Source organism: Sphingopyxis sp. (genome assembly GCF_041916015.1).
Classification (GTDB): Bacteria; Pseudomonadota; Alphaproteobacteria; order Sphingomonadales; family Sphingomonadaceae; genus Sphingopyxis.
In genome coordinates this window covers 1-11,233 of sequence record NZ_JAYSAH010000102.1, presented here as the reverse complement: position 1 = coordinate 11,233, position 11,233 = coordinate 1, and the positions used below count along the sequence as shown (strand labels likewise).

The following is an 11,233-nucleotide window of genomic DNA, read 5'->3' as shown; positions in this document are numbered from 1 at the left end:
GGCTGGCGCTTCCCAAGCGTGTCTCGACTTCGCTCGACCCGAAAGGAAATAGAGGACGGTCCGCTCCTCACCTCAAAATCGCCCGCGCCAATAAGAAAAAGGCCGGAGTTTCCCCCGGCCCTTCCCTAATTCCTGTCGGTGGCGATCAGGCGCCGGCGACGTCGGCCGTGTCGACCTTCACGCCCGGGCCCATCGACGACGACAGCGCGACCTTGCGGACGTACTTGCCCTTGGCGCCCGACGGCTTCGCCTTGACGATCGCATCGACGAAGGCGTCGAAGTTCTGGCGGAGCTTTTCCTCGCCGAACGACAGCTTGCCGAGGCCGGCGTGGATGATGCCGACCTTTTCGACGCGGAATTCGATCTGGCCGCCCTTGGCCGCCTTGACCGCTTCGGCGACGTTCGGGGTGACGGTGCCGAGCTTCGGGTTCGGCATCAGGCCCTTCGGACCCAGCGTCTTGCCGAGGCGGCCGACGATGCCCATCATGTCCGGCGTCGCGATGACGCGGCCATAGTCGAGGTTGCCCGCGAGCATGTCTTCCATCAGGTCTTCGGCGCCCACCTTGTCGGCGCCGGCGGCCAGCGCCTTCTCGGCATTGTCGCCGCGCGCGAAGACCGCGACCTTGACGTCCTTGCCGGTGCCGGCGGGCAGCGTCACGACGCCACGGACCATCTGGTCGGCGTGACGCGGATCGACGCCGAGGTTCATCGCGATTTCCAGCGTTTCGTCGAACTTGGCGGTCGCCAGCTCGCGCACCAGCTTGATCGCTTCATCGACGCCGTGCAGCTTCAGCGCGTCGACCTTGCCCTCAAGGGCCTTCTGCTTCTTGGTCAGCTTAGCCATGGGTTCAGCCCTCCGTCACTTCGAGGCCCATCGAGCGGGCGCTGCCTTCGATGATCTTCGTCGCCTGTTCGATGTCGTTGGCGTTGAGATCCTTCATCTTCAGCTCGGCGATCTCGGCGAGCTTCGAGCGCGCGATCTTGCCGCCGCTGATCTTGCCGGGCTCCTTCGAGCCCGACTTCAGGTTCGCGGCCTTCTTGATCAGATAGGTCGCCGGGGGCGTCTTGGTGACGAAGGAAAAGCTCTTGTCGGCGAAGACGGTGATGATCGTCGGGGTCGGCTGACCCTTTTCGAGGCCGTCGGTCGCGGCGTTGAACGCCTTGCAGAATTCCATGATGTTGACGCCGCGCTGACCCAGCGCCGGCCCGAGCGGCGGCGACGGGTTGGCGGTGCCGGCGGGCACCTGCAGCTTGATATAGCCGCTGATCTTCTTGGCCATGATGGCCTCCTTTCTTTCTGTCGCCCCGGACGTAGCCGGGGCTCAAAATAAGCGGTCAAGCAGAAGGGCATCACCCCTTCCTCCCGCGCGGAATCACGCCCGTATCTGACGCGAAGGGGCGCGCATAGGCGCAAACGCCGCCAAAAACAAGCCTTATGCGCTCACCCCTGCGGGCGGTAGCGCACCAGCCCCTCCTGCACCGCGGTCGCGATCAGCGTGCCGTCCCGGCGATAGATCGAACCGCGGCAGAGGCCGCGGTCGCCGCCCGTCCACGGGGTATCCATCACGAACACGAACCATTCGTCGACGCGAATATCGGCGTGGAACCACATCGCATGGTCGAGGCTGGTGGAGACCATGCCGGGGGTCCAGAAATTCACGCCGTGCGGCAGCATCGCCGACGACAGCAAGCCCATGTCCGACGCGAAAGCCAGAAAGCCGCGGTGGATCAGCGGATCGTCGCCGATCGGCGCGGCGACGCGGAACCATTGATAATGCTGCGTCGCGCCGGTCCCCGCAGGGGGGCGATAGCTGCGCATCTCGAACGGGCGGCGGCGCGCCATGTTCGCAAACTGCCGGTCGGAAATTTCGGGTGCCGCCGCGACGAAATCGGTAAAGTCCCAGCATTCCTCGGGCGGCAGGAGGTCGGGCATCGGCACCTGATGCGACAGCCCTTCCGCTTTGACCTGAAACGATGCGGTCAGGTTGAAGATGACCTTGCCGTCCTGCCGCACGACGACGCGGCGGTTCGAGAAGCTGCGCCCGTCGAAGTCGCGGTGGATGCGGAAATGCAGCGGCTTGGTCTCGTCGCCGCCGCGCAGGAAATAGGCGTGAAGCGAATGGACCTGCTTGCCGTCCTCTACGGTGCGCGCCGCCGCCATCATCGCCTGCGCGATCACCTGCCCGCCGAAGATGCGGTCGCGCGCGGTGCTTGCGAGCGCGGGAAAGGTGAACTCGTCCTCGACGCCGGGGACCGGATCGAGATCGAAGAGCCGCGCGACCGCGCGCACGACCTTTTCGGCCGGTACGCTGGCGTTGATCTCTCGCGCGCGATCGATACGGGCCTGAATCTCGGCAGGAGTCAGGCTCATGGCATCATCCAATCCTGTCGGGAGCGATGGCGTGCGGCCATCACTTCATGCGTTCGACCTGCTCGAAATCGAGCTCGACCGGGGTCGCGCGACCGAAGATCGAGACGCTGACCTTGACGCGCGCCTTGTCGAAGTCGAGTTCCTCGACGACGCCGTTGAAGCTCGCGAACGGGCCTTCGAGCACCTTGACCTGATCGCCGATCTCGTAATCGACGCGGATTTCGGTCTTCGGGCGCGCCGCGGCCTCTTCCTTGCTGTTGAGGATGCGCGCGGCCTCGGCCTCGCTGATCGCCTGCGGCTTGCCCATCGACCCCAGGAAGCCCGTCACCTTCGGGGTGTTCTTGACGAGGTGATAGACGTCGTCGGTCATGGTGAGCTTGGCGAGGACATAGCCGGGGAAAAACTTGCGTTCCGCCTGCACCTTCTTCCCGCGCTTCACTTCGGTGACGGTCTCGACCGGCACCTCGACCGCTTCGACGAGCTGGGTCAGGCCCATGCGCTCGGCCTCGGCGAGTACCGAATCGCGGACCTTGTTCTCGAAGCCCGAATAGGCGTGAATGATGTACCAGCGCGCCATGTTGCGTGTCCCTTTTAAACCTTCGGTGCCGCGCTTAGCGCGCGAGCGACGTCAGCCAGCTGACGATGAACTTGAAACCAGAATCGACGCCGAAGAAGAAGATCGCCAGAATCGTCGTCATGATGATCACCATGATCGTCGTCTGCACCGTCTCGCGGCTCGTGGGCCACACGATCTTGGTGGCTTCGGTTTTCACCTGGTTGACGAATTCGCCAATCTTGGGCCTCGCCATATCGATCGTCCTGTCCTTCAAACGTCCTTGGGTTCCGGCCAGATGGGTTGCCGCCCCTGCCGCGTCAAGCGGGCTTTGGGCAATAGTCCGCCCACCCTCCCCGGCGATGCCGGCGAAAGGCGGAAGGAAGCGGCGCAGCTGTCCGAATGGAGCGGCCTTTACCCGCGCGCTCGGCCCTTGGCAAGCGATTGCCGCTCAGGCGGGTGACGACAGCTTCATCAGCAACAGCCCCGACACGATCAACAGGGCCGCGACGATCCGCATCGCGCTCGCCTGCTCGCCCAGTATCGCGATGCCGACGACGAACGCCCCGACCGCGCCGATGCCGGTCCAGATCGTATAGGCGGTGCCGAGCGGCAGCGAGCGCATCGACAGCGACAGCAGGACGAAGCTCGCGGTCATCGCGGCGAGGGTGACGATGGTCGGTCCGGGCCGCGTAAACCCCTCCGACTGCTTCATCGAAAAAGCCCAGACGATTTCGAACAGGCCGGCGATGGTAAGATAGAACCAGGCCATGACAGCCTCCTTCAAGACTGCCGGGCCGTCCCGGACCTCAGACCCGCTTTTCACGGGCGGGGACGTGGCCCCTTTTCGCGTGCCGCCCATGGCGGCGCGCCGCCCGATAGCGCGGTCAGGACGGTTCGACCAGCCCCCCGCCGAGCGCGACGTAGAGCGTGACGAGATTATCGACCTGCGCGCGCCGCAGCTCGATCAGCGCCTGCTCGGACGCGAACAGGTTGCGTTCGGCGTCGAGCACTTCGAGATAGGTCGATACGCCCTCGCGATAGCGCTTGCGCGCCAGGTCGGCGATGCGGCGCGTCGCCTCGGTCCCGCGCTCCTGCGCCTCGACCTGCTCGGCGAGATGACGGCGGCCGGCCAGCGCGTCGGCGACCTCGCGGAAGGCCGACTGGACGGTCTTCTCATAGGTCGCGACCGCGATATTCTCGCGCGCCTCGGCGACGGTCAGATTACCCTTGTTGCGCCCGAAATCGAAGATCGGCAGGCTGATCGACGGGCCGAAGCTCCATGTCAGCCCATTATTGCCGAACAGTCCGTCGAGCGACGATGACGCAAAGCCGGCATTGCCGGTCAACGAGATCGAGGGGAAGAAAGCCGCACGTGCGGCGCCGACATTCGCGCGCGCGGCGCGAAGCTGTTCCTCGGCCTGCAATATGTCGGGCCGCGCCACGAGCAGGTCGGACGGCAGTCCGGCGGTCAGCGCGGGTGGGCGCGACTGGTCGACGAGCGGCAGCGGCGCCGGCAGGTCGGCGGGCAGCGGCCCGCCGGCGAGCACGGCGAGGAAATTATCGGCCTGCGCCTTGGCGAGCTTCAGGCTGGCCAGCTGCGTCTCGGCCTGCGTCAGCAGCGTCTCCGACTGGCGATAGTCGAGCGCCGAGGTCACGCCCGCGTCGAGCCGGAGCTTGGCGATGCGGAGCCCCTCGCGCCGGCTCGTCACCGTCGCTTCGGCCAGCACGATCTGTTCCTCCGCGCCGCGCGAGGCGAAATAGGCCGAAGCGACGTCGCGGATCAGCGACAGGCGAAAGGCGCGCTCGGCCTGCTGGGTGGCGAAATACTGGCTGCGCGCGGCTTCGGACAGATTCTTCACCCGCCCCCAGAAATCGAGCTCGAAGCCGGTGACCCCGACCCCGACCGAATAGCGGTTCGAGCTATCGGGCCCCGGCGGCGTGGTAAAGGCCGAAAAGGCGCGGCTGCGCGTCGCGTCGGCGCTCGCGCCCACGGTCGGCAGACGGTCGGCGTCCTGGATGCGATATTGCCCCTTCGCTTCCTCGATCCGCGCGACCGCGATCGCGAGGTCGCGGTTGCGTTCGAGCGCGCGCGCGACAAGCGCCTCGAGCTGCGGGTCGGCGAAGAAATCGTGCCACGAAACCTCGGTCGCGCGCTGGCCGAGCGCGACGTCGTTCGCGAAGCCCTCGGGATAGTCGGGCGCGGTCGGCAGCGGCGGCCGCGTGTGCGGCGGCGCGAGGTTGACGCAGCCCGACAGCATCGCCGCCGCGGCGAGGAGCAGGATCGGCTTACGCATGGCTCGGCTCCTCCTCATGATGACCTTTTTCGGCAGGTGCGGGTGGCCGCTTGCGGCTGAGCCACTTGCGGACCGACAGGTAGAAGAGCGGGATGAAGAAGATGCCGAGCAACGTCGCGGCGATCATCCCGCCCATCACGCCGGTGCCGACCGCGCGGCGGCTCGCCGCCCCCGCCCCGCTCGCGATCACCAGCGGCAGCATGCCGAGGATGAAGGCAAGGCTGGTCATGATGATCGGGCGGAGACGGAGCTTCACCGCCTCCATCACCGCGTCGAGCGTCGATTTGCCCTCGGCTTCCTGCTCGATCGCGAATTCGACGATCAGGATCGCGTTCTTGGCGGCAAGCCCGATGATCGTGATCAGCCCGACGTTGAAATAGACGTCGGCGGACAGCCCGCGGAGCATCGAGAAGAGCACCGCGCCGAGCACGCCCAAGGGCACGACGAGCAGCACCGAAACCGGCACCGACCAGCTTTCGTAGAGCGCCGCGAGCAGCAGGAAGACGACGACGAGCGACAGGCCGAGCAACATGCCGATCTGCCCCGCCGACTGCTTCTCCTCATAGGAGATGCCGGTCCATTCATAGGCGAAACCGGCGGGCAGGCTCTGCGCGAGCCGCTCCATCTCGGCCATCGCCTCGCCGGTCGATTTGCCGGGCGCGGCTTCACCCGAAATCGTCATCGCCGGGTAGCCGTTGTAGCGTTGAAGTTGCGGCGCGTCGGCCGACCATTCGGCGGTGCTGAACGAGCCGAAGGGCACCATGCCGCCCGATGCGCTGCGCACCTTGAGGTCGAGCACGTCCTGCGGCGTCATCCGGCTCGCGGCGTCGGCCTGGAGCAGCACGCGCAGCACGCGGCCCTCGCGGGTGAAGTCGTTGGCATAGGCGCTGCCGAAGCTGATCGCGAGCGTCGCGTTGACGTCGCCGATCGACAGGCCGAGCGCGCGCGCCTTGATGCGGTCGATATCGACCTTCAGCACCGGCGCATCCTCCTGCCCCTCGGGCCGGACGTTGGCGAGCAGTTTGCTCTGCATCGCGCCGCCGAGCATCTGGTTGCGCGCGGCGAGCAGCGCCGCACGGCCGCCTCCGCCGCGATCCTGCAGCTTGAAGGTAAAGCCGCTCGCGGTGCCGAGTTCGGGGATCGACGGCGGGCTCAGCGAAAAGACGAACGCTTCCTTGATCCCCATGAAGGCGCCCATCGCCTTGCCGGCGATCGCGTCAGCGCTGTTTTCCTTGCCCTTGCGTTCGTCCCAATGCTTGAGCGGGGTGAACATGATCGCGTTCGCCTGCCCCTGACCGAAGAAGCTGAAGCCGCGCACGAACACGACGTTCGCGACCTGCGGCTGCCCGGCGAAGAATTTCTTCACCTGATTGGCGGCCAGGTCGGTGCGCTGGGTCGTCGCGCCCGGCGGCGCCTGGATGACGGTGATCAGATAACCCTGATCCTCCTGCGGCAGGAAGGAGCCCGGCAGGCGCGTGAACAGCAGCGCGGTCACCGCGACGAGCGCGACGAAGACGCCGAGCCAGCGCAGCGGCGCCGACAGCAGGCGGCCGACGCGGCCCTGATAACGGTCGGTCGTGCGCCCGAACCAGCGGTTGAAGCCGCCGAAGAAACGGTCGAGCCGCTCGCCGATCGGTCCGCCATGCGTCGCGGCGTCGTGCGGCTTGAGCAGCGTCGCGCACAGCGCGGGCGTCAGCGTCAGCGCGAGCAGCGCCGAAAAGCCGATTGAGATCGCCAGCGTCAGCGAGAATTGGCGATAGATGCCGCCGGTCGAGCCGGGGAAAAAGGCCATCGGGATGAACACCGCGATCAGCACCAGCGTGATGCCGATGATCGCCGAGGTGATCTGCCCCATCGCCTTCACCGTCGCCTCATAGGGCGATAGATGCTCCTCGCTCATGATGCGCTCGACATTCTCGATCACCACGATCGCATCGTCGACGAGGATGCCGATCGCCAGCACCATGCCGAACAGGGTCAGCACGTTGATCGAGAAGCCCGCGAGCCAGAGGCCGAGGCACGCGCCGGCGAGCGCGATCGGCACGACCACCGCCGGGATCACCGTCGCGCGCCAGTTCTGGAGGAACAGGAACATGACGAGGATGACGAGCGCCATTGCCTCGACCAGCGTCTTCACCACCTCGTCGATCGACAGGCTGATGAAGGGCGTGGTGTCATAGGGGATCGACCAGGTGACGTCGGACGGGAAGCCTTTCGCCAGCTCGTCCATGCGGTCGCGGATGCCCTGCGCGGTCGACAGCGCGTTGGCGCCCGGGGTCAGCTGAACCGCGAGGCCCGCCATCGGCTTGCCGTTGAGTTCGGAGGAGAAGAGATAGCTCGCCGCGCCGAGCTCGACCCGCCCGACGTCGCCCAGCGTCACCGCCGACCCGTCGGGATTGGCGCGCAGGATGATGCTCTGGAACTGTTCGGGCTTGGTGAAGCGGCCCTGCGTCGTGATCACGGCGTTGAGCTGCGCGCCCTTGGCGAGCGGCTGGTCGCCGAGCTGGCCGCCGGGAGTCTGGCTGTTCTGTTCCTGCACCGCCGCCAGCGCCTCGGCGGGCGAGAGATTATAGGAAGCGAGCTTCTGCGGATCGAGCCAGATGCGCATCGCATATTCGGGCGCGAAGGCCTGAACGTTGCCGACCCCGTTCACGCGGCGCAGCTCGTCGAGCACGCGCGTGTTGGCGAAATTGTTGATCTCCATCGGGTCGGTCTTGCCGCTCTTCGAGGTGATCGCGACGATGAGCAGGAAGCCCGAATTGGCCTCGGTCACCGAAATGCCCTGCCGCCGCACATCCTCGGGCAAGCGCTGTTCGACGCGGCGGAGGCGGTTCTGCACCTCCATCTGCGCGGTGTCGATGTCGGTCCCCGCCTCGAAGGTCAGGGTGATCGACGCCGTGCCGTTCGATTCGCTGGTCGAGGCCATGTAGAGGAAGCCCTCGACCCCGTTCAGTTCCTGCTCGATGACCTGGGTGACATTCTGCTCGAGCGTTTTCGCGTCGGCGCCGGGATAGGTGACGCTGATCGTCAGCGACGGCGGCGCGACCGACGGATATTGCTCGACCGGCAGGCTGCGCAGCGCGATGATCCCGGCGAGCAGGATGCCGATGGCGATGACCCATGAAAAGATGGGCCGGTCGATGAAAAAGCGGGGGGTCATGGGGGAGCCTTAGCGCTTGGGGGCCGCGGTCTTGGCGGCCCGCGGCGTCTTCGTCGCGGCGCCCGCAACCCGGACCGGCTGGCCCGGCTGGACCTTCTGCAGCCCGTCGACGATCACCTTGTCCCCCGGCTTCAGGCCATCGACGATCGCCCACTGCCCCTGCTCCATCGTGCCGAGCTTCACCGGACGGATCGCCGCCTTGTTCTGCGCATCGACGATCATCACCGTCGCTGCGTCGGCGGAGAGCTTGACCGCGCGCTGCGGGATCAGGATGCCGTTGGGCCGGATACCCGCCTTGATCCGCGCCCGCACGAACTGACCGGGCAGCAGGGCGCTGGTGGGATTGGGGAATTCGGCGCGCAGCGCGGCGGTGCCGGTCGCCTCGTCGATCGACAGGTCGAAGAAATCGAGATGGCCGGTCACCGGATAGGGAGTCCCGTCCTCGAGGATCAGTTGCACCTCGGTGCGCGCGGTCGGCGGCAATTGCAGCCGCCCCGATTCCATGTCGCGGCGGATCGCCATCAGGTCCGAACTCGACTGGCCGAAATTGACGTAGACGCGGTCGATCTGTTCGATCGTCGTCAGCAGCGTCCCTTGCGCGGCGCTGACCAGCGCCCCCTCGGTCACCTCGGCGCGCCGCGCGCGGCCGCCGATCGGCGCGGTGACGGTCGAATAGCCGAGGTTGAGCCGCGCCGATTCGAGATTGGCCTGCGCCGACTGGACGTCGGCCTCGGCGGTGCGCTGCGCCGCAACCGCGGCGTCATATTCCTGCTTGCCGATCGCCTGGTCGGCGAGCAGCGGCTGGTAGCGCCCGACGACCTGCCGCGCGTTGGCCGCAGTCGCCTGCGCGCGGGCGAGTTGCGCGCGCGCAGCGTTGACGTTCGCGGTCAGCTGGCGCGGATCGATGCGGAACAGCGCCTTGCCGGCCGCGACGAGGCTGCCTTCCTCGAACAGCCGGCGCTCGACAATCCCGTCGACCCGCGCGCGGACCTCGGCGGTGCGATAGGCCTGCACGCGGCCCGGAAGTTCGATGATGTTCGGCACCGCCTGCGTCCCGACGGTCACGATATTGACCTCGGGCGGCGGGGGCGCGGGCGGCGCTTCGGACGAGCAGGAAGCCAGCACGAGAGCCAGCGCAGCGCAGACGGCGCCTGCCACGGGACGAAGGCGAATCATAAGGACCCCTGGAAAAATGTCTGTTTGCCGAACGTGAATGCGATCGAACGGTTGCGTTATTGCGGCGTGTAATTTAAATTACACCAAAGAGCAAGGGAGAGAAAAGGCGTTGAACAAGGGCGAAACCGCGATATGCCGGACGGACAGGCTCAGCCCGCGTGCCCTGCGGCACGAGGCCATTCTCGACGCCGCCGAGGCGCTGTTCATCGAACAGGGTTATGACCGCACCAGTCTCGCCGAGATCGTCCGCCGTTCGGGCGGATCGCTTGCGACCCTCTATGAATTGTTCGGCAACAAGCAGGGCCTGCTCCACGCGATCGCGACCCGCTGGCGCGACGAGGCGATGCTGAAGCGCATGGAACGCAGCCCCGTCGGAGCGCAGTCGAACGTCGATACGCTGATGAGCTATGTGATGAGCGAGCTCGAATTCCGGCGTTCGCCGCGCGCGGTCGCGCTGATGCGGATGCTCGTTTCGGAATGCCTGCGCGACCGCGATTTCGCGCTCCAGACCTATCGCGACCTTCACATGCCGACGATCCGCGAATTGTCCGACCTCTTCGCCGACTGGGCCGCGGCGGGCGAAGCGACGATCGACGATCCCGAAGCCGCCGCGCACCTGTTCGCCTCGATCATCTCGGGCGACACGATCCTCAACACGCTGGCGGGGATCGAGGACGGGACGCTCGACGAAGCCCAGATTCGCTGGCGGATCCAGCCCTTCCTGTCGCATTTCCGGGTCAGCTAACCGCCCCGCCCCCCAACGCCTGATAGAGCGCGACATAGGCGGTCAGCCGGTCGGCGCGCAGCTGGATCAGCGCCTGATCGACCGCCAGCAAGGCGCGCTGCGCGTCGATCTGTTCCAGATAGGGCGAATAGCCCGCGCGATAACGGTTGGTGGCATGGCGCAGCACCTCCGCCACCGCATTATGCTGCGCGAGCAATGCCTGTTCCTGCGCCCCCAGCCGGTCGATCAGCGCCAACTGGTCCTCGACCTCGCGAAAGGCGGTGAGCACCGACTTGCGATAGGCGAAGGCCGCCTGATCGCGTTGCGCGGTCGCGGCGTCGAACTGGCCCTGCAACCGCCCGCCCTGAAAGATCGGCGCGAGGACGCTGCCGCCCACCGACCAGATGCTGATCGGGTCCCCGAGCAGCGACGAGACGACCGCCCCGCCCGACGCCGACAGCCGGATCTGCGGCAGGAATTGCGCGCGCGCCGCGCGCAGATTCGCGTCGGTCGCCGCCAGCGCATATTCGGCCTGCGCGATGTCGGGGCGCCGGCGGAGCAGTTCCGACGGCATCACCGCGGGCACCGCCGGGGTCTTCAGCCCGTCGAAGGCCGTGCCGCGCGCGATCGCATGCGGCGTGTCGCCGACCAGCAGCGACAGCCCATTCTCCTGCCGTGCGATCGCCGCCTCGATCGCCGGGATCTGCTGCTCGGCCGACCGATATTCGGCCTCGGACTGCTGGAGCTCGAGCTGCGACGTATAGCCCGCCTCGGCCCGGTCGCGCGCGATCCGCAGCGCCTCGCCGCGCGAGACCAGCGTCTGCTTCAGCAATTCGCGCCGCTGGTCGAGCGCGAGCAGCGCGATATAGCCGCTCGCCGCCGCCGCGCTGACCGACAGCGCCGCCGCCTCGCGCGCCGCCGCGACCGCCGCCGCATTCTGGCGCGCCGCATC

11 protein-coding genes are annotated in these 11,233 nt (G+C 67.0%); 1 reads left to right on the top strand and 10 read right to left on the bottom strand.

The genetic code is table 11. The features are described 5' to 3' along the window. Positions 1 to 145 precede the first annotated feature (145 nt). From rplA to ACE3SL_RS14775, 9 genes are all read right to left on the bottom strand, one after another. Positions 146 to 844: a 50S ribosomal protein L1 gene (rplA, locus tag ACE3SL_RS14815; RefSeq protein ID WP_037554039.1), complete on the bottom strand. Its 699-nt coding sequence runs from the start codon at positions 842 to 844 to the stop codon at positions 146 to 148. Positions 845 to 848: 4 nt separating this feature from the next. Further along, on the bottom strand, positions 849 to 1,280 hold the full coding sequence (gene rplK, locus ACE3SL_RS14810) for a 50S ribosomal protein L11 (protein ID WP_374526491.1): 432 nt from the start codon (positions 1,278 to 1,280) through the stop codon (positions 849 to 851). Between the two features lie 161 nt (positions 1,281 to 1,441). Beyond that, positions 1,442 to 2,371 (bottom strand): acyl-CoA thioesterase, encoded by a 930-nt coding sequence (locus tag ACE3SL_RS14805; protein ID WP_374526490.1) that lies wholly within the window; start codon positions 2,369 to 2,371, stop codon positions 1,442 to 1,444. Positions 2,372 to 2,411: 40 nt separating this feature from the next. Continuing rightward, positions 2,412 to 2,948, bottom strand: coding sequence for a transcription termination/antitermination protein NusG (nusG, locus tag ACE3SL_RS14800; RefSeq protein WP_374526489.1), 537 nt, complete (start codon positions 2,946 to 2,948; stop codon positions 2,412 to 2,414). Between the two features lie 34 nt (positions 2,949 to 2,982). Then, positions 2,983 to 3,180 (bottom strand): preprotein translocase subunit SecE, encoded by a 198-nt coding sequence (secE, locus tag ACE3SL_RS14795; protein ID WP_374526488.1) that lies wholly within the window; start codon positions 3,178 to 3,180, stop codon positions 2,983 to 2,985. 195 nt (positions 3,181 to 3,375) lie between these two features. Then, a complete protein-coding gene (locus ACE3SL_RS14790) occupies positions 3,376 to 3,696 on the bottom strand; it encodes a multidrug efflux SMR transporter (protein ID WP_374526487.1) in 321 nt (106 codons plus the stop codon). Positions 3,697 to 3,811: 115 nt separating this feature from the next. After that, positions 3,812 to 5,221, bottom strand: coding sequence for an efflux transporter outer membrane subunit (locus tag ACE3SL_RS14785; protein ID WP_374526486.1), 1,410 nt, complete (start codon positions 5,219 to 5,221; stop codon positions 3,812 to 3,814). Continuing rightward, entirely contained in the window at positions 5,214 to 8,381 is a 3,168-nt protein-coding gene (locus ACE3SL_RS14780; protein WP_374526485.1) for a multidrug efflux RND transporter permease subunit, read from the bottom strand. The genes ACE3SL_RS14785 and ACE3SL_RS14780 overlap by 8 nt, the downstream gene beginning before the upstream one ends. Before the next feature lie 9 nt (positions 8,382 to 8,390). Beyond that, a complete protein-coding gene (locus ACE3SL_RS14775; protein ID WP_374526484.1) occupies positions 8,391 to 9,539 on the bottom strand; it encodes an efflux RND transporter periplasmic adaptor subunit in 1,149 nt (382 codons plus the stop codon). A gap of 127 nt (positions 9,540 to 9,666) precedes the next feature. On the opposite strand from ACE3SL_RS14775, the gene ACE3SL_RS14770 reads away from it, so the two are divergent. Further along, positions 9,667 to 10,302, top strand: a complete 636-nt coding sequence (locus ACE3SL_RS14770; protein ID WP_374526483.1) for a TetR/AcrR family transcriptional regulator — start codon at positions 9,667 to 9,669, stop codon at positions 10,300 to 10,302. Here the strand turns inward: ACE3SL_RS14770 and ACE3SL_RS14765 are convergent. Then, the coding region (locus tag ACE3SL_RS14765; RefSeq protein WP_374526482.1) for an efflux transporter outer membrane subunit at positions 10,295 to 11,233 on the bottom strand (939 nt) is incomplete at its 5' end. The two genes, ACE3SL_RS14770 and ACE3SL_RS14765, sit on opposite strands and share 8 nt — an antisense overlap.

What these genes read in the sequence shown, in the direction of transcription:
- rplA (WP_037554039.1), bottom strand. Translation starts at nt 844, where the DNA reads ATGGCTAAGCTGACCAAGAAGCAGAAGGCCCTTGAGGGCAAGGTCGAC.
- rplK (WP_374526491.1), bottom strand. Translation starts at nt 1,280, where the DNA reads ATGGCCAAGAAGATCAGCGGCTATATCAAGCTGCAGGTGCCCGCCGGC.
- ACE3SL_RS14805 (WP_374526490.1), bottom strand. Translation starts at nt 2,371, where the DNA reads ATGAGCCTGACTCCTGCCGAGATTCAGGCCCGTATCGATCGCGCGCGA.
- nusG (WP_374526489.1), bottom strand. Translation starts at nt 2,948, where the DNA reads ATGGCGCGCTGGTACATCATTCACGCCTATTCGGGCTTCGAGAACAAG.
- secE (WP_374526488.1), bottom strand. Translation starts at nt 3,180, where the DNA reads ATGGCGAGGCCCAAGATTGGCGAATTCGTCAACCAGGTGAAAACCGAA.
- ACE3SL_RS14790 (WP_374526487.1), bottom strand. Translation starts at nt 3,696, where the DNA reads ATGGCCTGGTTCTATCTTACCATCGCCGGCCTGTTCGAAATCGTCTGG.
- ACE3SL_RS14785 (WP_374526486.1), bottom strand. Translation starts at nt 5,221, where the DNA reads ATGCGTAAGCCGATCCTGCTCCTCGCCGCGGCGGCGATGCTGTCGGGC.
- ACE3SL_RS14780 (WP_374526485.1), bottom strand. Translation starts at nt 8,381, where the DNA reads ATGACCCCCCGCTTTTTCATCGACCGGCCCATCTTTTCATGGGTCATC.